Here is a 24,321-nt window from a genome sequence, read left to right as displayed (position 1 = left end):
AGGGGGAGGGTCGGAGCGAAGCTCCGGGGCGGGGTGATCTGCTGCTATCTCAGGCTATCACCCCCACCCGCCGCTTTGCGGCGACCTCCCCCTTGAGGGGAGGTGCCAATGTTACTTCTTCAGCGACATCCCGAAGCCCTTGCAGACGAATTGCGTATCGAAGGCCTTCTTGTAGTCGATGTCGGCATCGAAGAGCTTGATCTGGACCATCTCGTCGAAGAACTTCTTGTAGTGGGCCTCGGTGATGCAGCCGATGCCCTTTTCGAGGGCCTCGCCGGATTCGACGATGCCGTATTCCTTCATCTTGGCGATGGAATAGGCGATCTGGCCATCCGTCATATCGGGATTGTCTTTCTTGATCAGCTCGTTGGCCGCCTTGTTGTCGCCGTAGAGATAATTGTACCAGCCCTCGATCGAGGCATTGACGAAACGTTGCACGAGATCAGGGTTCTTGTCGACCAGCGCCTTCTGCGCGGTGATCATCGTCGAATAGGGCGAGTAGCCGGCATCTGCGATCAGGAAGACCTTCGGCTTCCAGCCGGCCTGCTTCTCGATCTCATAGGGCTCGGAGGTGACATAACCCTGCTGCGCGGACTGCTTGTCGGCAAGGAAGGGTGCGGGGCTGAAATTGTAGGGCTTGAACTGTTCGTCCTTGAAGCCCGGGAAGTTCGCCTTCATCCACTCGAAATAGGTGATGTAGCCGTCCTTGCTCAGAAACAGCGTCGGCAGCTTGGCCAGATCTGCGAACTTCTCCACGCCGGCGTCCGGATGCGCGATGAGAACCTGCGGGTCCTTCTGGAAGATCGCCGCGACATCGACGATCGGAATGCCCTGCTTGACCGCATCGATCTCCTGCTGCGGGCCGCCCATGTAGAAATCCAGCTTGCCGGAGATCAGCAGGGCAGAATTGGCCGCGTTGGGGCCGCCCTGGACGATCGTGACATCAAGGCCGTATTTCTTGTAGGTGCCGTCGGCAACCGCCTGGTAGAAACCGCCGTGCTCGGCTTGCGCAAGCCAGTTCGTGCCGTAGCTTACTTTATCGAGCGCATTTGCAGGCTCGGCGGCCATGATCGCGGCGGCAAGCCCCATGGCGGCAAAGAATGTTTTTGTCTTCAAGGCTTTATACATGGCTGACTGTTCCCCTTATCTGCCATGGGACGTCGTGGTTGGCGCCCATTTGCTGCATTTGAGCGGTTGCTTCGCTCTTTGAAAAGCATCAAAATTCGTGCGCATTGATGCCTTTTCGGCATCTGTTCCCGGGTCTGTGCCTAAATTGTGCGGTCTGGGCAAAAATTAAGCAATGGGGACAGATATGCTGCACTCGCGACGGCTTCTCTATATCAATGAAATCGCCCGCTGCGGCTCGATCCGCAAGGCGGCGGCACGGCTCAATGTGGCCTCATCGGCCATCAACCGGCAGATCCTGGCGCTGGAAGAGGAAATGGGGGCGCCGCTTTTCGAACGGCTGCCTCGCGGGCTCAGACTGACGGCGGCCGGCGAGCTCTGTATCGAGCATATCCGCGAGGTTCTGAAGAATTACGAGCGGCTTGAGGGCCGCATTCGCAGTCTCAAGATGCAGCAGGCGGGCAAGGTTCGCATCGTCGCCACCGTCGGCCTGGCCTCAGGTCCGCTACCCGAGATTATCGCGCGCTTTCTTTCCGAGCATCCAAGGGTCTTCGTCCAGCTGCGCAACGATGCCGGATCGACGACGATGGCGCCGGTCGTCTCCGGAGAAGTGGATCTCGGGCTTGGCTTCAATATTCCGGCAACGCCTGGCATTCGCTCCCTTGCCAATTTCGACATACCGATCGGCGTCGTCCTGCCGCCCGGTCATCCGCTGATCGGGCCTGGTCCCATCAATCTCGCCGATGTCGTGGAGGAGCGGCTATTGCTTGCGCAGCCCGGGACGAGCCTGCGCGAGGTCATCAATCTGATGCTTTCGCGTCTTTCCGTGCAGGTCGAACCTGTGCTGGAGAGCAATGCGTCGGAAATGCTGAAGCAGCTGGTAAAATGCGGGGCAGGGCTTACACTGCTCAACCCCCTTGATGTGCTTACCGAGTGCCGCCGGGGAGAGCTGGTCTTCCGGCCGATCGCCGAGCCTCATTCGCGGCATCAACCGATGAAGCTCGTCGCCCGTGCACGAGCGCCACTCGACGCTGCGACCAGCCTCTTCGTCGAATACCTGCTTGCCGAGCTTGCGGGCATGGTGGAAGAGCTGCAGGAGAAGGGGCATATCATGCCGCCCTCCGAACGCCGCCGCGCGGACGCCTATTTCGAATAGAGGTTGGCTAGCGGGTAATCGCGGAGATCACGAAGCATCTCGATGAAGCCAGCGATCTCATGTCGGCAGATGAGCGCGCCCTTTTCCGCCGTGCCGTTGGCGGCATTGCCGACGACGCCGCTCGGATTGAGATCGTGCGCGATCCAGGCGAGCGAATGTGGGGGCAAAGGCTGCAGATATTTGGAATGCTCCTTCATCCATTCGGCCTTGGAGGCGAAATTCTCAGCCTTGTCCATCCGCACGAGTTCGGGCCGGAAGTGCAGCATGAGCGATGTTTCGACATCGCCGCCATGAATGCCGAAGCGCTGTTCATGTTCGTCGATCATGCCGTCGGGCGTGCCGAAGCGTGTCCATTGCGTGGCGACGACGGCCATCTGATAGCGCACGCGCAGTTCGCGTGCGACGATGCTCATAATATCCACGTTTCCGCCGTGGGAATTCACGATCACCATCTTGCGGATGCCGGCCTCTGCCACCTTCGCGCCGATGGCGGTCCAGACCGGGATCAGCAGCTCTGCGGGGAGCGACAGCGTGCCGGGACCGTAGACATGTTCGTTGGCCTTGCCGATCTCCTGCAGAGGCAGCACGAGAAAATCGAGATCGTCCGGACGCTGCACCTTCAATTCCGCCAGCATGCCTTCAGCGATTGCGACATCCGTTGCGATCGGCAGATGCGGACCGTGCTGTTCCGTCGAGGCGATCGGCAGGATCGCGATCGTGGTGTCTGGCGAAAGCTCGGCGAAATCATGGGTATTAAGTTCGTTCCAATAGAAGGGCTTCGTCATTGCCATGTCCTCTCGTCAGCACCTGGTTGCTCAACGGATACGGCAAGGATGGTAACGGTGGAAAGCATCAATTTGCGGCCGTGCCGCTGCCTTTTTGCGTGCGCTGACCGATGGGCAAACTTGGGATAGGGCAGAAGCGATGCCGGAACCGAAGCATTCTGCATTGGGTAAGGCGCCTGACCGCCGTGCCGATTGCCACTGCTGAAACCAAGTCGCTTCGTTTCGGCGCGCGGCACGATATGCATGGCGGGTCGATTCAAACCATCTCACAAGCCACTCACAAGTTTTTTATAAATTAGATGCGACTAATTTCGATTTCGCTATTTTCTTCCCGTCGCCCGTTCCTATCTCGCACTTGCGAAATGATCGCGCATTCCAACCCGCCGGGCATGGGTACGCCCCCTGCCTGCCGTCCGGCCCATCACAAGGACTCGACAATGGGTGATTTGCTCAAGGGTATCTCCAGCTTTCGCGGAGCCGTCTTTCCCGACCATCAAGCACTTTATCGCAGGCTGGCGGAGGAGGGACAGCAACCACAAGCGCTGATGATTTCCTGCGCCGACAGCCGGGTGATGCCTGAAACGATCACGCAATCCGGCCCCGGTGAACTTTTCGTTTGCCGCAATGCCGGAAATATCGTTCCTCCGTTTTCCACCGCCAATGGCGGCGTATCATCGGCGATAGAATATGCCGTCGTCGCGCTGGGCGTTCGCGATATCATCGTGTGCGGGCATTCCGATTGCGGCGCCATGAAAGGGCTTTGCCATCCCGATCTCCTGAAGCCGATGCCGAATGTTAAAGCGTGGCTGAAACACAGCCATGCTGCCCATTCGATCGTTTGCGAAGCCTATCCTGCCGATCTGCCCGAGCGCCAAAGGGTTCGCGCCATCGCCATGGAAAACGTCGTTGTCCAGCTTGATCATCTGCGCACGCATCCTTCGGTCGCGGCCAAGCTGGCGACCAACGATATTGCGCTGCATGGCTGGTTTTTCGATATCGAGACAGGGGAGGTGCTCGTTTATGACGGTGCGGCCGCCCGATTCACAGATATCAATGAGGACAGGCCCTTGCCCGTCGCCGTCACCGGTCGTGGTCGTCCGCATGTAATGCCGCAAGCTGTGGAGTAGGCTGATGATGTCAAGCTCTGTTGTTTCGCGAGACTTCGCATCGTCGCTTGTCGTGTTTCTCGTCGCCATACCGCTGTGCCTCGGGATTGCCGTGGCTTCAGGCGTTCCGGTGGCCATGGGCCTCATTTCAGGCATTGTCGGCGGCATCGTCGTCGGCCTTTTGGCCGGATCTCCACTTCAGGTGTCAGGGCCGGCGGCCGGTCTCGCCGTGATCGTCTTCGGCTTCGTCGAGCAATATGGCATTGCCATGCTCGGGCCGGTTCTCATCGTGGCGGGATTGCTGCAGTGCCTTGCCGGATTCCTGAAGATCGGATCGTGGTTTCGGGCCATTTCGCCTGCGGTGGTTCACGGCATGCTCGCCGGGATCGGCATCCTCATCATTCTTGGTCAGGTCCATGTGCTGATGGGGGCAAGACCTGCCGCCGGCGGCATCGAGAACGTCACCGCCATGGAGCAGACCCTTGGTCGCGTATGGGGCGCCGGACTGACTCGAGAATCGGTTGCTCTCCTCGTGGGGTTGATTTCTTTGCTGGCCATGGTCGCCTGGGAGAAGTTCAGGCCGAAGCCATTGATGCTGGTGCCCGGTGCTCTGGTGGGGGTTGCTGCCGGCACGATATTGACGGCCGGCATGAAGCTGCCGATCGCCAGGGTGGAAGTACCGTCCTCCCTCATCGACAACATTTCGCTGCCGACGCTCGAGGGTTTTGCCAGAATGGCCGAGCCCGGTATCATCTTGGCGACGTTGGTCATTGCTGTGATCGCCAGCGCGGAAACGCTATTGTCTTCCGCCGCCGTCGATCGCATGCATGATGGCGTGCGGACCCGCTTCAACAAGGAGCTGTTTGCGCAGGGCATCGGCAATGGGCTCTGTGGTTTGCTTGGTGCACTGCCGATCACGGGTGTCATCGTCAGGTCGTCCGCCAATATTCAGGCAGGCGCGCGTAGCCGGGCATCTGCCGTGCTGCACGGTGTTTGGATCCTTGGCCTGGTGGCATTGCTGCCGCAGGTGCTCGCAATGGTGCCGTTGACGGCACTTGCCGCGGTGCTGCTGGTGACGGGATGGCGGCTGATCAGTCTCCATCATGTCCGCCACCTCTTCGATCATCACGGCTGGGTTCCCGTCGGGATATGGACCGCGACGGTGGCGATGGTGGTGCTTCAGGACCTGCTCGTCGGCGTGGCACTCGGTCTTGCACTGTCCATATTGGAAATCCTTCCCTATCTGCGCCGCAAGCTCGCTATCGACAGATTGGAGGATGATGAAACCATCCATCTCGACCTCGTCGGTGTGGCGACATGCAAGGATGTTCCCGTCCTGCTCAACGCGCTGGAAACGCTTCCAGAGGGTCGCAAGATCAGGATTGCCGGCGCTCGCCTGCATTATCTTGACCACACGAGCGCCGAAACCCTGCGTGAATGGCTGAAACGGCAGAAAAAATCGGGACGCCTGGTCGAAATCGAGCATCCGCCGATCGGACGCCATCGACGGCTGAAGCCGATCTTTGAAAAACTATCGGAAGAGGTTGCCTGACCGTCGGTTAAGATATCAGGCAGCTTGCGGCAACGCCTTGCCCTTTGTTGGGGGCAAGGCGAGCAGAAGAAGCGAAACATCATGTTTTTGGGAACCAAGTCCACCCAATGACCATCGGCCCGGGAAGATCGCGGTAAGGAGGTCAATACCTTCCCGCGATCTTCGATTTTAAATCAGGCAATCTTTTAAGGACGGGCCGAACCCCGCAAGGTCAAAACTCTTCCCAGGATGGCAATGCCGCAGTGGCAGCGCCGGAGCCCCCGAATGCGCCGGCAATCTTGGCTCGCAGCGAGCGTGCCGGCGATGCGGCGGGGCTGGAGCGTTCGGTCGCTGCAGCCGGTCTTGCATGCGAGCGCCCCTTTTGCAGATTGAACTGACCGAGAATCTCGTTCAGCGCCGTCACCTCCTTGGCGAGGCTGTAGCTGGCAGCCGTCGATTCCTCGACCATGGCCGCATTCTGCTGCGTTCCCTGGTCGATGCTGTTGACGGCCGTATTGATCTCCTGCAGGCCGGTCGCCTGTTCGCGGGCTGCTTCGACGATCGCCCGTACATTGCGGTCGATTTCCTCCACCTCCTTGACGATCTGCTGTAGAGACTGCCCGGTTCTGGTGACAAGATCGACGCCGCTGCCGACCTGTTGGCCCGATGTGGAAATGAGCGCCTTGATCTCCTTTGCCGCGGTAGCGGAGCGCTGGGCGAGCTCGCGGACTTCCTGCGCGACGACCGCAAAACCCTTGCCGGCGTCACCGGCCCGCGCCGCCTCCACGCCGGCATTCAGCGCCAGCAGGTTCGTCTGGAAGGCGATATCGTCGATGACGCCGATGATGTTGGAAATTTCGCCCGAGGATTTCGAGATCGCCTCCATTGCTGAAATCGCTTCCTGCATGACTTCGCCGGATTTTTCGGCGCCGACGCGAGCGCGCCCGACCAGCGAACTTGCCTCTTCGGCGCGCCGGGTGGAATCCTTGACGGTCGTCGTGATCTCCTCGAGTGCTGCCGCCGTCTCCTCGATCGAGGCCGCCTGCTGCTCGGTGCGTTTGGAAAGGTCGTCGGCTGCCGAGCGGATCTGATTGGCGCCGGCGGCAATGGCCTGACCACCTTGGCCCACTGCGACAAGGGTCTCCTCGACCTTCTCCATCGAGGCGTTGAAATCCATCCTTAGACGATCGAGATGGGCGACGAAGGGCTTCTCCAGGCGATAGGTCAGGTTACCGTTCGAGAGCTCTCCCAGGCCCTGTGCCAGACTGTCGACTGCAAATTGCGCCTCGGCGGCATCCTTGGCCTTCTGCGCCTCGCGTTCCAGCCTTTCCCGTTCGGAGAGGCTGCGGCCATCGGCGGCTTCCTGCTCCAGGCGCAGACGCTCGATGGCACCGTCGCGAAAGACGGCAACGGCCGCCGCCATGTGACCGACCTCGTCCTTGCGCTCGATCCCTGAAACAGGCTCGGCGGTCTTGCCGTCCGCGAGCGATACCATACGTGCCCGCAGCCGTTCGATGGGAGCGGCGATGCCGCGTGCCGAAACGAGAATAGCGATCGCGATGGCGGCAGCGAAGAGAAGGCCGAGCGCGATCAAAGCGTCGTCGATGGTGCTGCTTGCCTCTTCTGCCAACATGTTGCTCTTGTCGTTGAGGGACTTGTTGAACGTGTCGAGCCACTGACGAATGGAAACGACCTCGTCATTGATCATCGGATCCACCTGCTTCAAGAGCGTGGAGGCGCTATTGTTATCGTCTATCAGGCCGGCTTTCACGGCTTGGTCTGTAAGAGCGATGATGTCATTTGCCCTTGCGACGAGCTTGTCGATTGCATCTGCTTCTGTCGGAACCATTTGCCTGGCGTTTGCGAAACGCTGCAAAAGAACTTGCTTGTTCTCCTGGTAATCCTTCGAGAACCTCGACATCGCCGGATCTTCTGCTGGATATTGCAGGATTTGGTAGGCGTTGTAACTCATGGCGGTGATGCGCTGGCTGGCTCTGGACATCTCCACCGCTGCCGTTTCATCCTTGGCGATAAAATTCGAGTAAGTGCCAACCGTGTCCCTGAACTGGTTCGAGACGACGAGGACACCTGCGATCCCGATCAGGCAGATCGGGATTAAGATCGTGAGGACTTTCGTCTTGATCTTGGCGTTCTGGAGAAATGACATGGCTTGTTTCGCTCTCGAAAGGGTCGGCAACCGCTAGGACGATTGAATAGGGGCAAGTGCCAGCGATGACCTGCTCTGGATAATGGGGGCATTACAGAGAGGGAGCATCCTGCTCGTCGCATCTTGGCGCTGTTCTTTCAAAATCTATAACCAAGCTGACAAAACGGTTAATCCTGTTCGATATTGGTCCAGTTGAACGAAAAATACCTCCATAGATATAGAATATATAATTCTAAATGACCCCTTAGTTGTGTCTCTGCTTTGTTTCCGGCTGCTCTCGATTGGAAAATTGCGAGATGGAATGCCTAACTAAATTCCGGATGCACTTTGCGTGTCAAAAACACTCGTCGAGCTTCGCCACAGTGTCAGATGTTCTGAAGCCGACATCCCTCAATATGCCTAAAGGACAGTGCGGGTGTCGGAAGTTGCGGGCGCGGCTGCTGCCGTGGGGAATGCATTTATTCCGGAACATTTCCCATATCCACGAGTTTCGAATAGCTCAATGACGAGAGCCGATGTGAGCGCAAAGGTTCACTCTCCGGTGCTCCCGTTCCTCGTCGTCAACGCCAGAGCAGCTGGAGGTTCGTCAATGAGTTCTGCCGTCGCCCTCGTCACCGGAGCTGGCTCGGGGATTGGAAGAGCGACCGCATTGGCGCTTGCGGAGGATGGTTTTGCAATTGGTGTGCTGGGACGCACGAAGGAAGAGATTTCCTCCACATCCGATGAGATTTCCGCCAGGGGCGGGGAGGCGGCCATCCTCCTCGCCGACATTTCGGATGAACATCAGATATCGGCAGCCGTGAAAGAGCTTGTCGCGCGTTTCGGCCGGCTGGATGTCGTCGTTGCCAATGCCGGCATCAACGGAGTCTGGGCGCCCATCGACGATCTGAGCCTGTCGGAATGGAATGACACAATTTCGATCAATCTGACCGGGACTTTCCTGACCATCCGCGCAACGGTGCCGGAGCTGAAGCGCACGGGCGGCGGCTCGATCATCGTCGTCTCCTCCATCAATGGAACCAGGACCTTCACGACTCCCGGCGCGACGGCCTATACCGCCACCAAAGCAGGGCAGGTCGCCATGGTGCAGCAGCTGGCTCTCGAACTGGCCCGGCATCACATACGCATCAACGCGGTCTGTCCCGGTGAAATCGAAACCAATATCGACGCGAATACCAGTCTGCGCAAACGCGACGAAACATCGATCCCCGTCATCTGGCCCGAGGGCCAGGTGCCGATTACCGGTGGTCGGCCGGGCCGAAGCGAAGATGTAGCCGATGTGATCGCTTTCCTGGCGTCCGACAAGGCCCGTCACATAACCGGCTCGCCCATCTGGGTCGACGGGGGGCAGGGTCTGCTGCGCTAAATGGCAGAGGCCAGGACCGCCGATGTCGCGGCAGTCCTGCAAAGGCTCTCAAGACCGGCAAACGAGAGTGTAAAGGTCATGCATGCCGGTGCCTGGGCCAAACCCGATTCGAGCTTCCTCACTATCTGCTTGCGGATTTGCGAGCTCGCTCTTCAGCTCAGCCGCATTTTGCGGGAAGACCGGCACATCAACCATCACTCCGCATTTAAGATAATATCCCGCGTAGAAGGGCTGCCCCTGCTTTTCGGTGCTGGGCTGGCGTACAAGCAACATCAGCATACCGTCTTTGCGTTTTGCGACGGTGAGATAGAATTCGCCATCATGCGTCAGCGCAAAACTATCTTCGTTTGGGACCGGTTTCCAAGCCTTTGCTTTCAAATTGAAAACCTGCTCCGGCGCGACCAGCATCTCGAAAGATCCCTTACCGGAAGGTTCGCCTGCTTGTGAGGCAGCGCCTGTGATGAGGGCACCGATGAATGCGGTGGCGAACAAAGCTGCACTTTTCATTAAAATTCCTCGCTTGCGTTGTATAGCCTATACAAATGAACGCAATGGATGTATTGAAAAGTGCAGCTTTGTCAAGACGAGCTGTTCAAGTCCCATGGCGTCGCCTGCCTATGCTCGCACAGCGTGTGGGCTAAGGCAGTTAGCGGCGTCATCTGGCGATCAAGCGAGGTATGGCTGGAGAATGCCAATCGCTCATCGGTGTCAATAAAAGGCGTCAGTAAACCAATCGAGCTCTTATCGTTCCTGGGATCTGCCGGAGCGTGTCGAGTATTTCATTCGCCGTTTGGCCAACGCCTTCCACTTCAATGACCACGTAGCCCGTGTCGCCGTGGGTCTGCAGGAATTCGCCGACGATGTTCAACCCGCGCGATGAAAAGATCGTATTCAGGCTGTTGAGGATACCCGGGCGATTTTCGTGAACATGGATGAAACGCGTGCCGTTTGGACGTGGCGGCAATTGAACCTGCGGGAAATTGACCGCACCAAGCGTCGAGCCGATATCGGAATATTCCACAAGCTTCCTGGAAACTTCCCTTCCGATCCGCTCCTGGGCTTCTTCGGTCGATCCGCCGATATGCGGCGTCAGAATCACATTATCCAGCCCTTGCAGCGGCGTTTCGAAGCGCTCCTTGTTCGACGCCGGCTCCTTCGGGAACACGTCGACGGCTGCGCCTGCGAGATGTCCCTCTTTCAAAACCTTCGCAAGCGCATCAAGATCGACCACGGTGCCGCGGGAATTGTTGATGAAGAAGGCGCCCTTCTTCATTCTGTGCAGCTCGGCCTCGGTGATCATGTTCTGGGTCGCGCTGGTTTCGGGAACATGCATCGTCACGAAATCCGAGATTTCCAGCAGCTCGCCGAGCGAAGCCATGGATTCTGAATTGCCGTGGCGAAGCTTGTCCGACGGATCGAAATAGCGAACGTTCATACCCATGCTTTCGGCAAGGACGCTCAGCTGCGAGCCGATATTGCCGTAGCCGACGATGCCAAGCGTTTTCCCACGCGTCTCGCGACTGCCTTCGGCGGATTTGTCCCATCCGCCCGCATGAGCGGAAGTCGAACGCGGGAAGATCCGCCTGGTCAGCATGATGATTTCACCGATGACGAGTTCGGCGACCGAGCGCGTATTTGAATAGGGAGCGTTGAACACGGGTATCCCGCGCCGGCGAGCCGCATCCAGATCGACCTGATTCGTCCCCACGGAAAAGCAGCCGACCGCCATGAGCTTCTTGGCGGCGCTGAAAATCTCTTCCGTCAGCTGCGTGCGGGAACGAATGCCGATGATATGTGCTTCGGCGATATGGCTCTTGAGATCCTTGTCGTCGAGAGCCTTCGGCAAATGCGTGAGATTGACGTAGCCCGATGAAGTAAAATAGTCCACCGCGCTCTCACTGATCCCTTCCAGCAGAAGGACTGAAATCCGATCACGGGGAAGAGAAAGTTGTCCGCTCATTGAATTACCTTCGATAGTCGAATTCGATTAGGCTGACGTCGCTCGCCGCCACGACCACATGACTTAGACCATCCAAGGGACAGCGCAAGAACAAACTCAATTCGCTCGGCGGAAGGAGCCTTGGTTCCAGCAAGTCACCATGGTGATGGGCTTGCCCGCCTCTTCAGATACACTTGCCGCCATCGACGTTGAGATCGACGCCGGTGATCATGCTCGCCTCGTCCGAGCAGAGGAAAGCGGCGGCGTTGCCCATATCCGCGGGCGTCGAAAGCCGTCCGATCGGAATGGTGGCGACGATCCGTGCCCGGCTTTCGTCGCTGTCGGAGCCGATGAAGGTCGAGAGCAGTGGCGTATCGCCGGCGACGGGATTGATGGCGTTGACGCGAATTCCGAAGGGAGCAAGCTCCACGGCCATCGCGCGGGTAGCGGCTATGCCCCATCCTTTCGAGGCATTGTACCAGGTGAGATTGGGGCGAGGGGAGACGCCACCGGTCGAGGCAATGTTCAAAATGGCGCCATGCCGCTCGGCCTTGAAATGCGGCAGCACCGCGCGCGCACCATTGTAGATCGAGCGGATGTTGACATTGAAGATGCGCTCGAACAGGCCTTCATCCATATCCTCCATCGGCATTGGCGGCTGTCCGACACCGGCATTGTTGACGAGGATATGCAGACCGCCGAACCGCTCCAGCGCAAGATCCCTTGCGGCAGCGAGGCTGTCGAGCGTGGCGACATCACCGGCAAGCGGTGCGACCGACCCTTCGTGCTGCGTTGCCACCCGCTCTGCCGCCGTAAGGTCACGATCGACGAGCACGACCCGCGCACCTTCCTCGACGAATTTCCGGACGATCCCTTCGCCGAAACCCGACCCCCCACCCGTGACGATCGCCACTTTTCCCGTAAGACGCATGTCAAGCTCCTCCATTTGCTCCAGCATCGGATAACTCGGAGCGATTTCACAGTCCGATTTATCTGAACGCCTTTTTAGCTTTCTTTATTTGTATTGTGGCCGTCTGATAGTGAATATCAACGACGGAATGAAGCCGGGAGGCCGCGCCATGACATTGACTTTCGACGCCAAGCAAATGGCGGCCGAGCTTTACGACGGCGGCTTTCGGCCAATGTTCATCGGCGGCCAATGGGTTGCCGCCCAATCCGGCGAAGTCAGCGAAACCTATAATCCGGCAACCGGGGCGGTCCTGGCAACGGTTCCGTTGGCTGCATCCGCCGATGTCGACCGCGCTGTTGCCGCGGCGCGACGGGCTCTCGAAGGGCCGTGGTCCAGGTTTTCGCCCTATGAGCGCCAGACACTGCTCCTGAAAATTGCCGACCTGTTCGAAGCAAACTGGGAACGCCTCTCGGTTTCCGACACGCTGAACATGGGCATGCCAATTATGCGCACGCTCGCCAACAAACGACGGGTCATCGGCATGCTGCGGTTTTATGCCGGCATGGCGACCGCCCTTCATGGCGAGGTGATCGACAATTCGATACCCGGCGAGATCGTGACCTTCACCCGCCGGGAGCCGATCGGGGTCGTCGGTGCGATCATCCCCTGGAACGCGCCCACCGCAGCATCGATCTGGAAGATCGCCCCGGCGCTGGCGACAGGCTGCACCGTGGTTCTGAAACCTTCGGAGGATGCGCCGCTCACTCCGCTGCTGATCGCCAAACTCATGCAAGAGGCCGGGGTGCCGGACGGCGTGGTCAATATCGTCACCGGCAAGGGATCGGTCGCCGGCGCCCGGCTGGCCGAACATCCCGATGTCAACAAGATCGTCTTCACGGGGTCCACCGCCACCGGGCAATCGATCGCCCGTGCCGCGGTCGGCAACTTGAAACGGGTTTCGCTCGAGCTCGGCGGCAAGTCGCCGGTGATTGTCTGCCGTGACGCTGACATAGACCGGGCCGTGCCCGTCGCCGCCATGGCGGTCTTTGCGCATTCGGGGCAGATCTGCATCGCCGGTTCGCGCTTGTTCGTGGCGCGCGAGATCCACGAAGAATTCGTTGCCAAGGTCGGTGAATTTGCCCGCTCGCTGCGGATCGGTCACGGGATCGAAGCCGATACCGATATCGGACCGCTGATTTCGGCTCGCCAGGCGCAGGTCGTCGAGAGCTTCATCGCATCCGGGCAGAGCGAAGGCGCGGCCCTGGTCGCGGGCGGCATGCGCCTTTCGGGCGCGCTCTACGACAAGGGAAACTTCATCGCCCCGACTGTATTCGGTAACGTCAAGGACGAGATGAGGATCGCCCGCGAGGAGATCTTCGGGCCGGTCATTTCAGCGATGCCCTTCGATACGATCGAGGAAGCCGTCGAGCGCGCCAATGCATCGCCCTATGGACTTGCGGCTGGCATCTTCACCCAAAATCTCGGAATGGCGCACAAGCTGGTGCGCCGCATCAAGGCGGGATCGGTCTGGGTGAACATGTATCATGCGCTCGACCCCGCCGTGCCATTCGGCGGCATGAAGATGTCCGGCTACGGGCGCGAAGGCGGCGTTGAGCACCTGCACGAATATCTCGAAACCAAGGCCGTTTGGATACAGACGGACTAGCCTTCACCGCGCAGATTGGTGCGAATGAGGGCGATAAGCTGCTCCGCATAGCGCTGCCTACACATTTTCAATTTCGTCGAATGCCTTCGCCTCAACGAGATCGTCGATCTCACCGTTGTCAGAGCTCGAGAAGCGATGCATGCTCGGCACGATTTCATTCCTGCTGAATTGCGGAGCGTATCGTGGACTTCTCTCTAACTGCCGAACAACAAGCTATTTTCGACTTGGCGGCCTCCTTCGCCGCAGAGCGCGTCGCGCCGCACGCCGCGGCCTGGGAACATGAGGGCACCATTCCAAGGGATATGCTGGAAGAGATCGGCGCCTTGGGATTCGGCGGAATTTACGTTTCGGAGGAGTTCGGCGGCTCAGGCCTGTCCCGACAGGATGCGGTGCTGATCTTCGAGGCGCTGTCGCATGCATGCCCATCAGTGGCGGCCTTCGTTTCGATCCACAATATGTGCGCCTGGATGATCGATACGTTCGGATCGGACGCGATGAGATCGGCATGGCTTCCCGAACTCTGCGCCTTTCGCAAGGTGGCATCCTACTGCCTGACCGAGCCCGGTTCGGGTTCCGATGCCGCAGCGTTGCGCACGACCGCGCGCCTCATCGACGATCACTATGTCCTTGACGGTACGAAGGCGTTCATTTCCGGCGGCAATTATTCCGATCTTTATATCGTCATGTGCAGGACAGGCGGCGAGGGCCCCAAGGGCATCTCAACACTCGTCGTGCCGAGCGGCAGCAAGGGCATGAGTTTCGGCGCCTTTGAGCGAAAGATGGGCTGGCGCGCCCAACCGACGGCGCAGGTTCATTTTGATGCTTGCCAAGTTCCGCCCGAAAATCGGCTTGGCGAGATCGGAGCCGGGTTCCGCTATGCGATGAAAGCCCTGGACGGCGGACGATTGAACATCGCCGCCTGCGCGCTCGGCGGGGCTCAGTTCGCCCTCGATAAAGCGATCGCCCATATGCGTGAGCGCCGGGCGTTCGGTGCCGCATTGAGCAGTTTTCAAGCGCTTCAGTTCAAGGTTGCGGACATGGAAACCGAGCTTCAGGCGGCAAGGACCCTGTTGTATCAGGCGGCCTGGAAGCTCGACGGCAATTCCCCTGATGCATCCAAATTCTGTGCCATGGCCAAACGGTTTGTGACGGATACCAGCTTCGATGTGGCCAATGCGGCGCTGCAGTTGCACGGAGGCTACGGCTACCTGGAAGATTACGGCATCGAGAAGATCGTCCGCGACCTGCGTGTGCATCAGATCCTGGAAGGCACCAACGAGATCATGAGGCTGATCATTGCCCGTCATATTTTCGATTGATGCGGATACCGGACGGCAACCTCGTCGGGACCGGAATTCTCTATCGGGAAGATGGCCTTTCCGGAAAAGCGCCGAGCGAATTTTGTCGGACGTTGAGGAGAACCGATGACTGGGAACAAGCTCTCACTGACCGTTCCGGAGCCAGAGTTCCGTCCCGGCGACCAACCGGATTTTTCCCACTTCGATGTTCCGCGCGCTTTATGGATCACCCGCCTGCCACATGCGCCAATCCCGGCGGTTCGCTGCTGTGCAGAAGCTGGCGTTCAATTGGCTTGAGCCTTCAATTCCCGGCTCGCCGACTGTCTCACATAGCATCGAATTGATGTTTTCCAATTCAGGAGCTGGGCCCAAAATAAACACTCATTCCGTCCAGTCGACCTATTGCCACAAGCTATGGTTCGCCTATGTATGCCTCGGGCCGGAGGGGCCGGGGTTATAGTTATGGCGCAGACATCATCTGATTTAATCTATAATTTCTCAACACTTAACTTCCCCGAGAAAGACCGATTTCACACTTGGGTTAAGGATAATCATTGCGACTGCAGGCTGCAGGAACCTGAGTCCGGTCCGTTCGATGCGGAGGCCACCGGCGCGGCGCTCGGTCCGCTCATCCTATCCGGCAGACGGCTGCTTCGCCAAGGCCCGCTCCTGGCTTACGAAGTTCTGAGATCCGAGCGACGCATCCGAACCGACGGCTATGATTTTTACCGATTTACCTCAATTCTGAGCGGCCGCTTTACCTTTCGATCGGCGGATGCGTCATCGGTCAAGAGGGCGGGCGACTTGTTCATATTGGATGCCGCTCAGGTTAACGACTGCCTAGTCGAGGCAGACAACACGATTTCCATTGCCGTTCCAAGGGATTTATTGCCGAACCGAACGGCGCTCCTGCACGGCCATACCCTCTCAACAGGCGTTGCCCGGCTTCTGACCGATCATCTCGTTTCGCTGCTGAATAATTTCAATAGGTTGCAGCCAGTGGAGATCCCCTATGTGGTGCAATCGACGCTGCAGCTTTTGACTGCCGCAGTGTCGTCGGCATCCGAGGCGATGCAGGAAGCAGCCGGTCCGCTTCGCGAACTGTTACTGGGGCGTATCTTGCGGTATCTTGACGCGCATCTGCTCGAACCCGACCTGACGCCCGATCGGATTTGCCGCGATGTCGGGGTTTCGCGTGCGAAGCTTTACCATTTGTTCGAGGGCAATGGCGGCATCATGCGGCAGATACAGCGCAAGCGCTTGCTCAGGGCCTATCAGATGCTGGCAAATCCAAGCGGACCAAAGCTCCACATAGCTGAGCTTGCTTGGAGGCATGGTTTCTCGAACGAGAAGTACTTCTACCGGCTGTTCAAGGCCGAATTCGGCCACACGCCGGGTGAGACACTGGAAAACATCTCCCACTCGACCGTCGCTTCAGAAACGATTGGTTTCCTTACCCGCGAAAAACCGGCGAACGGTCCTTCTGGCTGGACATTGCCCTTTGGCGTGCCGGACCGTTAATTGCGTTTGCGCGAGCATAGGATGTACCAATGGTTGCTCGAAATGGAAATGAGCAAACCGGCCGCCGGTCAGCATGTCTTGAGCGATGTTGGGGCGGTGACACACTGAATTTTTGCAATTCGGACTTCTCGGCCGTTCGGCTTTCCAACCATGGTTCAGTAGCCGATATTGTGGCCGACACTACGGGATTCCTGCAATTCCAAACCCATGTGCACTTGTTATGGACGACCTTGCACAAGATGATCGGGTTGTGATTGTTGCTAGGTGGTTTTTTGCTGTTATGTTCCCGAACTGGAATGGAAATCAGTCAGGAGCCGCGATCCACCTCACAAGCCCCGATAGCGGTGCCCGTCTGTAGCAATGCGTGAATGGGCGGCATACCATTGAGCTTGCCTCCTATTTATCCAAGCCGCGGCGATCACGACGCGACACGCCATTCGATCCCGAACGTCAAAGGCTCAAGTCTTCCAACGCTATCCGGAATCGACTGACAGATCGTGGTGCAGTCGCAAAGCTCAGTCGTTGCCGCGGCATGAGTCATCAAGAAAGTATCTATCCGTATATTCGTCAAAAGAGGAAACTCACCTTGCGTAAGGTCATCTGTGCTTCTGCCTTCGTCGCCCTTTCATTCACACCCGCGGCTGCCAGCGTATGTTCGCAGCACTATCAAAGCAGCGGCGTTCCTCTCGTCACCGGTGTGACCTACAAGACCTGGATGGAGTTTCCCTCCGTCAGCCCTGCCGCGGCCTTCGACAAAGTATCGAGAGCCGTTCTTGCGGAAGGCTTCGTGGATGTGAATGTCGAGAAGCAACTCGGCACGCTGACGGCACAGCAGGAGACCTCCGGCTCAGGTCGCCCGCAGACATTGCGCGTCGTCGTCCGCAAAACCGGCAAGGGCAGTCGCGTCGATGCGGTTTTCATGGTGCCGCAGGGGCAGGTTGCCCCCAACATGAGCGACAATCTCTGCCGCGTCGTCAACGCCGTGGCTGACTAGGCCGGAAGCGAATGGGTGATGGGAGCGTCTCTGCCTGCATGCCAAGTCGCAGCTGGCTGAGGCCTGCTCCGCACCGTTCGGTTGTTTGCCGGTGTCTTCGCGCTGAATTGGCGCCATTTAGAAGCTTGTCCTATTCGCTGTCAGCTGTATGCGCGTCTCTGCGTATGCAGTAAGCCCGAGCACGATGCGGCTTCGGCCGTTGCTGCTCGGCTATGGGATTTGTAACTTGCTTCTGGCCGATCGTCCGGCTAGGTCTTTATCACAAGTGAAGCGCGAATCGCGGTACGGCAATCAGCGGATAGATAGCCCTAACCGTCTTTTGCCCTGTTGTCGTTTTGCCTGAATTATCAAATATCGTAGAGAGTTCTGACCGGCGGTTCGCGCCTGTTGGCAGAAATTTTCCGGTGCCCGCGAATGCTATGGGCACGCGGCGTCTTGTCGGCGACTGAAGAAAAACGTCACCGAATGAGATGATCGATGCCCAAATGCGGACGCCCAACGCGGATAACGAACGGGATGTTCCTGTCGGTTGGCGTGCCATAATCCGGCCCGCGCCAGACCTTCTCCCCAAATTCGCCGGCTTTCAGCCGATGATGTCTTCAGCCAAGGTCTTATTTTGATGTTTGCTCGCCTGTTTCGTTTCCTGGAAAGCCGCATCGATATTTTCGCCCCGTTCAACGAGGACGAGACGCCGCCGACGGGCGTATGGCGCTTCATGTGGCATCATCTCAAGGTGGTCAAAGGATGGCTCGTCGCCATCATGCTGATCGAGCTCGCCTTCAGCGGTATAGAGGCGGCTATTTATTTGATGGTCGGCTGGTTTGTCGACCTGCTCAACAAGCACTCGCCCCCGACAGTGTTTCAGGATTATGGCTGGCCGCTTGCGGGCGCTGCCTTCGTCATTCTGGTGCTGCGGCCGATCCTGTTTTTCGTGACGCAGGTGGTTACCAACCAGATCGTGGTGCCGCCGCTTACCAATCAGATCCGCTGGCGCAATCACATCTATACGCTCGGCCATTCGTTGAGCTATTTCCAGAATGATTTCGCCGGCAGGCTCTCGGCACGCGTCATCCAGGCGGGACAATCCATCCGTTCGGCTGTCATCGCCGTGATCGGCGACCTCTGGTACGCTCTGATCTTCGCCTCGGTCACGATCGGCTTCTTCGGCTCCGTCAATGTTTGGTTGATGCTGCCGGTTATCATCTGGCTGGTAGCCTATGCGGTGCTTCTCAGATATTTCGTGCCGCGGGCTCTGAAACGTTCGGAGGCCAATTCCCTCGGCCGCTCATCGACCACCGGCCGTATCGTCGATTCCTATACGAATATTCTGACCGTGAAGCTCTTTGCCCGCGGCGATCTCGAACGCACCGCCGTTCGGGACTCCCTGAAACGCTGGAACGATAGTTTCCTCGACCTGATGCGGTTGATCCTCGGTGCCAGCCTGGTGCTTCAGATCCTCAATAGCGTTCTGATCGTCATCACCGCCGGTTTGACACTTTATTTGTGGAGCCATGGCGCTATGACCGCCGGCGCCGGGGCGGCAGCCATCACCTTGGTGTTGCGGCTTGTCCAGATGTCGGGCTGGCTGATGTACCTGATCCGCGATGTTTTCGACAATATCGGTACAGTACAGGAGAGCATGCTGACCATTGCAAAGCCGCATGATCTCCTTGATGCGCCGGACGCCGGCACATTGGCGGTTCCCAGAGGCGAGATCGTCTTCGATCACGTCCATTTCCGCTATGGCGGCGCCAGGCCCGTCTTTGCCGATCTGTCGCTCGTCATTCGTCCCGGTGAAAAGATCGGTATTGTCGGTCCCTCCGGCGCCGGCAAATCGACGCTGGTCAATCTGTTGCTGCGTCTCTATCCGATCCAGTCCGGCCGAATCCTCATCGATGGTCAGGACATCGCAGGCGTTACCCAGGACAGCCTGCGGCGGCATGTCGGCGTGGTAACCCAGGATAATTCGCTGCTTCATCGCTCAATCCATGAAAACATCGCCTATGGCCGCACAGGGGTCGGGCGAGAAGAAATCGAGACCGCGGCCCAGCAGGCGGCCGCTCATGATTTCATCATAGGGCTTTCCGATCAGGAAGGGCGTGCCGGCTACGACTCGCGCGTAGGCGAGCGCGGCGTCAAGCTCTCCGGCGGCCAGCGCCAGCGCATCACCATTGCCCGCGTGTTGCTCAAGGATGCTCCCATCCTCGTGCTCGACGAGGCGACTTCCGCCCTCGATTCTGAGGTGGAGGCGGTGATTCAGGGCCAACTTCATCGTCTGATGCGCGACAAGACAGTGCTTGCCATCGCGCATCGTCTTTCAACGATCGCTGAACTCGACCGCCTCATCGTGCTGGACGAGGGCCGGATCGTCGAGGAGGGGAGGCATGAGGAGCTGATCGCCAAAGATGGCCTTTATGCAAGATTGTGGCGACGGCAATCGGGAGGCTTTCTGGCTTTGGAAGATAGCCCGGTGGCATAGGGAAATGGAGATTGCAAAGCGGCAAACCGGTGACTATCTCCGGAGGTCTCACGTTTGCCGAGGTCTAAGAGTCCGTCCCCGATTCGCAGACACGGTTGCTATCGACAGCTTTTCCGCTTCATCCGAGCGATAGATGTCTATTTCACGGATCTTGCAAATCGACACCGAACAACTCGTGGTGCATGTGCTCCACGGCAATGCTGATGCCACCGATGAGTGCCGCCCGATTGCCAAACCGACTGATTTCGATGCGCGGCGGGTAGGGTGTGCAACGTGGTAGATATCTGCTGATAGCTTCGACAAGTTCGGGCCGCGCGCCGATACTGCCGCCCATGATCACCAATTCGGGGTCGAGAGTTGCGCCGATTGCGGCAATGGCAAGCGCAATCGATCGCGAGGTTTCCTCGATGACCGCGATAGCGGCCGGTTCGCCGGCCACCAGCGCCGAAAAAAGATCCGCTACCGTCGCCTTGCCTTGCCCACCATATCCGCAATAGCGCCGCACCATTGCCGCGCTGCCCACGGCGCTTTCCAGCGTTCCAAGTGTAAAGCCGTCTGGATCAAATGGCTCCCCGCCGAGAGGCAGATAGGCTATCTCGCCGGCGCCGCCGCGCGCGCCGCGCATGAGGCGACCATTGGCAATGATGCCCATGCCGATACCGGTTCCGAGTGCCACGAAGGCAAAATTATCCGACGTGGAGCCGTGCCCTCGCCATCGTTCTCCTTGCGCAGCAAGATTGACGTCATTTTCGATGATGACCGGCGTTGCCGTCCTGTCGCTCAGGAGCCGGCGCAAGTCGATCGTTTCCACACCCGGGATGTTCGGCGCAACGTTGATATGCCCGGTGGCCGGGTCAAGTATGCCTGGCGTCGCCAGTACGATGATGCGCAACTTGGAAAGATCAATACCGGCGTTGTGGGCAAGATCCTCAATAATGGCCTGGAATTGATCGACCAGATGGAGCCCGCCGAGCGCGTTCGTCGGCACCTTGGTTTCGGCGACGACATTTCCGACGAGATCGCAGATGATGGCGGCAATCTTGGTTCCGCCGAGATCGATGGAGGCGGCAAAGCCCGCGCTCGCATCGAGCTCATAGGTTATCGCCGTTCGCCCCAAACGCCCGTCGGTATATCCGGTCGGCTTCAGCCAGCCGTTGCTCTCCAAACTGCGAACGACGTCGGAAATGGTTTGCTTGGATAAGCCGGTTTGCTTGGCAATATCCGCGCGGGAAATGGAGCCCTTGGCAAGGATGGTCCGAATGACAGAGTTCGTCGAGATTTTTCGCGCGATCGGTGTCTGTGTCGCGTTAGGCATGATGGCGGTCTCGCATTCTACCTCTAATTAGTTCGGGACCTTTTCCTAATTCATCCATGTCGTGCTGCGGCAATGTCAATTTCCAGGGAAAATGAACAAAAAGCAAGTAAATCTCAGTCGGTTGGCTGGGCGAAATCATTTAATTTGTCCATGTCATTGACAAATTTGGCGCGTGATTTGTAGACTTCCCCGGTGACTAAGCAAATTGCGGAGGGGTCATGAAACCGAGGCCAACGGATGAGAGAGCTCGTTTCGCCTATGCCGCGGACTTTATAGCGCTCCATTTCGGCAAGATTGCTTGGTATTGCCGCCTGATTTTCATACGTCATCCCATGTCCGACACCGCGCGGTGAAAGGTGCTTGATTTGCCATGATGACTCCCACGTCCCACGGCGAAATCACAACCAGCCACCCGGTCATTCTGCCGATCATGGCGCCTCGGCTGCAGGCGGATGCGCATCCCGACGGCTATCTTGATCTCGCTCTTTGGGGGAGCGGTCGTCTGGGGCGCATACGTTTTTCCAGGCTTGCCGGACCTTACATTTACGGGCCAAACAGGATTATTGCCGAAGCGGATGGCATCTTTGTCGCCCAATCAAGGCCCATCCTTCTGATCCGCAATGCCCGCCTGGAGGGCGTTTATCCGGCTCGTCGCTGCGCTTGGTGGCATGAAATTGGCAAGGATAGTCCGAAGCCCAAGCTCACCAAACGCAATAATCGCCGTATCGTTGTGACCGGTTGGGGTGCGATGATCATCGAGGTCGATGATGGCGATATCCGTATTGCTGCCGGAGCCTCGAAAGAGGAAGCAGAAGCTGCATTCGGTCTTGCAAACGACGCTATCGTCGCAGAAGCCGCGAGTTATGTAGCCCGCTGCGACCTCACGCCAAAGGCCGATCCCGTAATGCGCAGCATGGTGATGCAGGGAGCACACGCCGCACTTTCCAGCATCCGCCTGGATGAGAATGGCAGGTTTGCCGGTCTGGCCGCGGGGCAGGCTTACAGTGCGCCTGCTCGCACCTATTATCGCGATGGCTACTGGACGATGCAGATGCTGTTGAAGCTTGCCCCGGAAGCGGTACGCGATGAAATTCGGCTTTTGGCCAAGGGAATCCAGCCAGACGGAGAGGCGCCGAGCGGTGTGATTTTGACCGGACCGGCGCAATCGCGCGCCTGGCAGAACTTCGTTCTCGATGCTACCCGAAATCCCGAGAAGTATCGCGGGAAGGCTGCTCCGGAGCATCACAATCGTCCCGATGACTGGTGGAGCGATCATTTTGACAGCCCGCTTTTCTTCATCCTCTTTCTTGCCGACTATGTGGAAACCACGGGGGATGTGGCGGAGGCGGTGCGGCACTGGCCGCTTGTGACCGCCATCGTTGAACGATATCTGGCCCTTGCAGGTCCCGGCAGCGTATTGCCGCTGAAGCCGCGAAACGACAGGGATTGGGCGGACAATGTCTACCGGGAGGGCCTCGTCTCCTACAATCTCGGCCTTTTCGTCGGTGCATTGGATGGCGTGGCCAAGCTGGGAGCCGGACATGACCCCGCATTGACGCAGAAGGCACGCGAGATAGCGGCCTCCGCTCGTGCCGAAATCGAAGACGGGCTTTTTGTCCCCAGCAGAAATGGTTACGCCGATTTCATTACCCCCGACGGATTTGTCGAGGATCATCTCGTGCTCGATAGCCTGACGCTCTCCCGTTATGGGGCGATTTCGCAGACACGAGCCTCTGGTCTGCTCAAGGCCATGGAAGAGGTCCTGGAGGCTCGAAACAATACCAGACAGCCCTATGGCGATTGGGGTGTGTTGTGCGCCTATCCGCCGTTCAAGCGGGCAAGTGACGTGAGATCGAAAACCGCTTTCCCCTTTCGCTATCACAATGGATCCGATTGGCCCTATTGGGACGGCGTCTATGCGGAAGAGAGAATACGCCACGGTCTCGGTGGCGCACGCTATGCCCTCATACGCTGGTGGGAAACCTGCCTGGCAAATGGTTGGGCCGGCGCTGTCGAATATTTCTCGCCACCCTATGGACGCGGTTCCCTGCTGCAGGGGTGGAGCGCGATGCCGGCGGCTATCGTCCTCAAATATGGCCTGGAAGCTGTAAACGCGGAGAATAGATAATGAAGGGAGGCCGGCAAGATTTCTGTTCAGATTGCCGGCTTGTCCAATTTCATAACGAAGGCAAGGTGCCCGTCATGGCTGAGTTCTTCGAAGCCGAGATGCCTGTAGAAACCCTTGGCACGTTCGTTTGCTGGACTGACACCAAGATGAACCGCGGGCACACCGTGGCTCGAAAGCTTGTTGAGCATGGTCTTGATCATCAGGCGTCCCCATCCGCCCGATTGCGCTTCGGGCAGAATATTGATGTGAAGATGCGCCGGATAGGTCTCTTCAAGGCCCGGCGTGCCGCTATGAGGATTGGCTATTCGCTCCAGAACATCAGCGTCTTTTACCGTGCTGGGTATCAGACCGGCGATCTCGCGGCGAACAAGCGGCCACCAATCTCTGCCGAGCGCTTTGTCAAAGCTGGCGGTATCCGGCGTGCCGACAACATAGCCGACGACCCGGTCGTGCCTGGCAAGAACGAACGCGAATTCCGGAGCGAATTTGAGATAGGGCACCGCCCAAACGTAACCGGGAAGGCGCGGATTGCTGTAAAGCGCACTCGCATCGGCTCCCGCGTCAGCCGTCAGCAGGCAAATATGGAAGAGGGCGTCAACGTCGTTCTCGGTCGCCGGACGGATGAAATAATTGTCGATCTTAGGAGGCATCGCACCATCGATTTGCTGGCCGCTGCACGGCGCGAGCTGACATCAGGCAGCGGTAAAACTGGGAAAGTTGAGGCACTGCATCTGCGGGATGGAAGCCCGCTGATCTTTTGAAAAGGATAAGGAAATTCATCAGGTCCGTAAAGGCCTGACGATGCAAGACATTCGGCTCGTCTCAGCAGGACAGG

The 24,321-nt window shown here is 58.3% G+C and carries 20 protein-coding genes; 11 read left to right on the top strand and 9 right to left on the bottom strand.

Going from position 1 to position 24,321, the window contains the following annotated elements; genetic code table 11:
* Positions 1 to 111: 111 nt before the first annotated feature.
* Complete coding sequence (locus RTCIAT899_RS28250; RefSeq protein WP_015343257.1) at positions 112 to 1,128, bottom strand: ABC transporter substrate-binding protein; 1,017 nt, start codon at positions 1,126 to 1,128, stop codon at positions 112 to 114.
* A gap of 184 nt (positions 1,129 to 1,312) precedes the next feature.
* On the opposite strand from RTCIAT899_RS28250, the gene RTCIAT899_RS28245 reads away from it, so the two are divergent.
* The gene (locus RTCIAT899_RS28245) at positions 1,313 to 2,281 is read left to right on the top strand and encodes a LysR family transcriptional regulator (RefSeq protein WP_041678449.1); all 969 of its coding nucleotides are present in this window, start codon (positions 1,313 to 1,315) and stop codon (positions 2,279 to 2,281) included.
* Here RTCIAT899_RS28245 and RTCIAT899_RS28240 read toward each other — a convergent pair.
* Positions 2,269 to 3,066 carry a creatininase family protein gene (locus tag RTCIAT899_RS28240; protein WP_015343255.1) on the bottom strand — a complete coding sequence of 266 codons (798 nt, stop codon included), beginning with the start codon at positions 3,064 to 3,066 and terminating at the stop codon, positions 2,269 to 2,271. The genes RTCIAT899_RS28245 and RTCIAT899_RS28240 overlap by 13 nt on opposite strands.
* Before the next feature lie 437 nt (positions 3,067 to 3,503).
* Here RTCIAT899_RS28240 and RTCIAT899_RS28230 point away from each other — a divergent pair, with 437 nt between their 5' ends.
* Positions 3,504 to 4,193, top strand: a complete 690-nt coding sequence (locus RTCIAT899_RS28230) for a carbonic anhydrase (protein WP_041678448.1) — start codon at positions 3,504 to 3,506, stop codon at positions 4,191 to 4,193.
* Between the two features lie 4 nt (positions 4,194 to 4,197).
* On the top strand, positions 4,198 to 5,724 hold the full coding sequence (locus RTCIAT899_RS28225) for a SulP family inorganic anion transporter (protein ID WP_015343252.1): 1,527 nt from the start codon (positions 4,198 to 4,200) through the stop codon (positions 5,722 to 5,724).
* 211 nt (positions 5,725 to 5,935) lie between these two features.
* On the opposite strand, the gene RTCIAT899_RS28220 is transcribed toward RTCIAT899_RS28225, so the two are convergent.
* The gene (locus tag RTCIAT899_RS28220) at positions 5,936 to 7,870 is read right to left on the bottom strand and encodes a methyl-accepting chemotaxis protein (RefSeq protein ID WP_015343251.1); all 1,935 of its coding nucleotides are present in this window, start codon (positions 7,868 to 7,870) and stop codon (positions 5,936 to 5,938) included.
* A gap of 589 nt (positions 7,871 to 8,459) precedes the next feature.
* On the opposite strand from RTCIAT899_RS28220, the gene RTCIAT899_RS28215 reads away from it, so the two are divergent.
* The gene (locus tag RTCIAT899_RS28215; protein ID WP_015343250.1) at positions 8,460 to 9,236 is read left to right on the top strand and encodes an SDR family oxidoreductase; all 777 of its coding nucleotides are present in this window, start codon (positions 8,460 to 8,462) and stop codon (positions 9,234 to 9,236) included.
* A gap of 48 nt (positions 9,237 to 9,284) precedes the next feature.
* Here the strand turns inward: RTCIAT899_RS28215 and RTCIAT899_RS28210 are convergent, their stop codons facing one another.
* From RTCIAT899_RS28210 to RTCIAT899_RS28200, 3 genes are all read right to left on the bottom strand, one after another.
* Positions 9,285 to 9,743, bottom strand: a complete 459-nt coding sequence (locus RTCIAT899_RS28210; RefSeq protein WP_041678225.1) for a hypothetical protein — start codon at positions 9,741 to 9,743, stop codon at positions 9,285 to 9,287.
* A gap of 214 nt (positions 9,744 to 9,957) precedes the next feature.
* Entirely contained in the window at positions 9,958 to 11,196 is a 1,239-nt protein-coding gene (gene serA, locus RTCIAT899_RS28205; RefSeq protein WP_015343248.1) for a phosphoglycerate dehydrogenase, read from the bottom strand.
* Positions 11,197 to 11,359: 163 nt separating this feature from the next.
* Entirely contained in the window at positions 11,360 to 12,106 is a 747-nt protein-coding gene (locus RTCIAT899_RS28200) for a glucose 1-dehydrogenase (RefSeq protein WP_041678447.1), read from the bottom strand.
* 148 nt (positions 12,107 to 12,254) lie between these two features.
* On the opposite strand from RTCIAT899_RS28200, the gene RTCIAT899_RS28195 reads away from it, so the two are divergent.
* The 6 genes from RTCIAT899_RS28195 (at position 12,255) to RTCIAT899_RS28175 (ending at position 20,043) form a co-directional block, all read left to right on the top strand.
* Positions 12,255 to 13,751 carry an aldehyde dehydrogenase family protein gene (locus RTCIAT899_RS28195; protein WP_041678446.1) on the top strand — a complete coding sequence of 499 codons (1,497 nt, stop codon included), beginning with the start codon at positions 12,255 to 12,257 and terminating at the stop codon, positions 13,749 to 13,751.
* 182 nt (positions 13,752 to 13,933) lie between these two features.
* Positions 13,934 to 15,070 carry an acyl-CoA dehydrogenase family protein gene (locus RTCIAT899_RS28190; protein ID WP_015343245.1) on the top strand — a complete coding sequence of 379 codons (1,137 nt, stop codon included), beginning with the start codon at positions 13,934 to 13,936 and terminating at the stop codon, positions 15,068 to 15,070.
* Between the two features lie 105 nt (positions 15,071 to 15,175).
* Positions 15,176 to 15,346, top strand: coding sequence for a hypothetical protein (locus tag RTCIAT899_RS34685; RefSeq protein WP_081598461.1), 171 nt, complete (start codon positions 15,176 to 15,178; stop codon positions 15,344 to 15,346).
* A gap of 165 nt (positions 15,347 to 15,511) precedes the next feature.
* Positions 15,512 to 16,570 (top strand): helix-turn-helix domain-containing protein, encoded by a 1,059-nt coding sequence (locus RTCIAT899_RS28185; RefSeq protein WP_015343244.1) that lies wholly within the window; start codon positions 15,512 to 15,514, stop codon positions 16,568 to 16,570.
* 586 nt (positions 16,571 to 17,156) lie between these two features.
* Positions 17,157 to 17,564: a hypothetical protein gene (locus tag RTCIAT899_RS28180; RefSeq protein ID WP_015343243.1), complete on the top strand. Its 408-nt coding sequence runs from the start codon at positions 17,157 to 17,159 to the stop codon at positions 17,562 to 17,564.
* 619 nt (positions 17,565 to 18,183) lie between these two features.
* Positions 18,184 to 20,043, top strand: a complete 1,860-nt coding sequence (locus RTCIAT899_RS28175) for an ABC transporter ATP-binding protein (protein WP_041678224.1) — start codon at positions 18,184 to 18,186, stop codon at positions 20,041 to 20,043.
* Positions 20,044 to 20,185: 142 nt separating this feature from the next.
* On the opposite strand, the gene RTCIAT899_RS28170 is transcribed toward RTCIAT899_RS28175, so the two are convergent.
* Together RTCIAT899_RS28170 and RTCIAT899_RS28165 are read right to left on the bottom strand one after the other, a co-directional pair.
* Positions 20,186 to 21,358 carry an ROK family transcriptional regulator gene (locus tag RTCIAT899_RS28170; protein WP_015343241.1) on the bottom strand — a complete coding sequence of 391 codons (1,173 nt, stop codon included), beginning with the start codon at positions 21,356 to 21,358 and terminating at the stop codon, positions 20,186 to 20,188.
* 113 nt (positions 21,359 to 21,471) lie between these two features.
* On the bottom strand, positions 21,472 to 21,687 hold the full coding sequence (locus RTCIAT899_RS28165) for a hypothetical protein (protein WP_041678223.1): 216 nt from the start codon (positions 21,685 to 21,687) through the stop codon (positions 21,472 to 21,474).
* Positions 21,688 to 21,728: 41 nt separating this feature from the next.
* On the opposite strand from RTCIAT899_RS28165, the gene RTCIAT899_RS28160 reads away from it, so the two are divergent.
* Positions 21,729 to 23,486 (top strand): glucosidase family protein, encoded by a 1,758-nt coding sequence (locus tag RTCIAT899_RS28160; protein WP_041678222.1) that lies wholly within the window; start codon positions 21,729 to 21,731, stop codon positions 23,484 to 23,486.
* A gap of 26 nt (positions 23,487 to 23,512) precedes the next feature.
* Here the strand turns inward: RTCIAT899_RS28160 and RTCIAT899_RS28155 are convergent, their stop codons facing one another.
* Positions 23,513 to 24,136 carry a GNAT family N-acetyltransferase gene (locus RTCIAT899_RS28155; RefSeq protein ID WP_015343239.1) on the bottom strand — a complete coding sequence of 208 codons (624 nt, stop codon included), beginning with the start codon at positions 24,134 to 24,136 and terminating at the stop codon, positions 23,513 to 23,515.
* Positions 24,137 to 24,321: the final 185 nt, after the last annotated feature.

The sequence above is a fragment of the Rhizobium tropici CIAT 899 genome (assembly GCF_000330885.1).
In the GTDB taxonomy this organism is placed as follows: domain Bacteria; phylum Pseudomonadota; class Alphaproteobacteria; order Rhizobiales; family Rhizobiaceae; genus Rhizobium; species Rhizobium tropici.
This window is presented reverse-complemented; position numbering and strand designations above follow the sequence as displayed.

Coding starts and splice junctions, on each gene's coding strand:
- RTCIAT899_RS28250 (WP_015343257.1), bottom strand. CDS start 1,128: ATGTATAAAGCCTTGAAGACAAAAACATTCTTTGCCGCCATGGGGCTT.
- RTCIAT899_RS28245 (WP_041678449.1), top strand. CDS start 1,313: ATGCTGCACTCGCGACGGCTTCTCTATATCAATGAAATCGCCCGCTGC.
- RTCIAT899_RS28240 (WP_015343255.1), bottom strand. CDS start 3,066: ATGACGAAGCCCTTCTATTGGAACGAACTTAATACCCATGATTTCGCC.
- RTCIAT899_RS28230 (WP_041678448.1), top strand. CDS start 3,504: ATGGGTGATTTGCTCAAGGGTATCTCCAGCTTTCGCGGAGCCGTCTTT.
- RTCIAT899_RS28225 (WP_015343252.1), top strand. CDS start 4,198: ATGATGTCAAGCTCTGTTGTTTCGCGAGACTTCGCATCGTCGCTTGTC.
- RTCIAT899_RS28220 (WP_015343251.1), bottom strand. CDS start 7,870: ATGTCATTTCTCCAGAACGCCAAGATCAAGACGAAAGTCCTCACGATC.
- RTCIAT899_RS28215 (WP_015343250.1), top strand. CDS start 8,460: ATGAGTTCTGCCGTCGCCCTCGTCACCGGAGCTGGCTCGGGGATTGGA.
- RTCIAT899_RS28210 (WP_041678225.1), bottom strand. CDS start 9,743: ATGAAAAGTGCAGCTTTGTTCGCCACCGCATTCATCGGTGCCCTCATC.
- serA (WP_015343248.1), bottom strand. CDS start 11,196: ATGAGCGGACAACTTTCTCTTCCCCGTGATCGGATTTCAGTCCTTCTG.
- RTCIAT899_RS28200 (WP_041678447.1), bottom strand. CDS start 12,106: ATGCGTCTTACGGGAAAAGTGGCGATCGTCACGGGTGGGGGGTCGGGT.
- RTCIAT899_RS28195 (WP_041678446.1), top strand. CDS start 12,255: ATGACATTGACTTTCGACGCCAAGCAAATGGCGGCCGAGCTTTACGAC.
- RTCIAT899_RS34685 (WP_081598461.1), top strand. CDS start 15,176: ATGACTGGGAACAAGCTCTCACTGACCGTTCCGGAGCCAGAGTTCCGT.
- RTCIAT899_RS28185 (WP_015343244.1), top strand. CDS start 15,512: ATGGCGCAGACATCATCTGATTTAATCTATAATTTCTCAACACTTAAC.
- RTCIAT899_RS28175 (WP_041678224.1), top strand. CDS start 18,184: ATGTTTGCTCGCCTGTTTCGTTTCCTGGAAAGCCGCATCGATATTTTC.
- RTCIAT899_RS28170 (WP_015343241.1), bottom strand. CDS start 21,358: ATGCCTAACGCGACACAGACACCGATCGCGCGAAAAATCTCGACGAAC.
- RTCIAT899_RS28165 (WP_041678223.1), bottom strand. CDS start 21,687: ATGACGTATGAAAATCAGGCGGCAATACCAAGCAATCTTGCCGAAATG.
- RTCIAT899_RS28160 (WP_041678222.1), top strand. CDS start 21,729: ATGATGACTCCCACGTCCCACGGCGAAATCACAACCAGCCACCCGGTC.
- RTCIAT899_RS28155 (WP_015343239.1), bottom strand. CDS start 24,136: ATGCCTCCTAAGATCGACAATTATTTCATCCGTCCGGCGACCGAGAAC.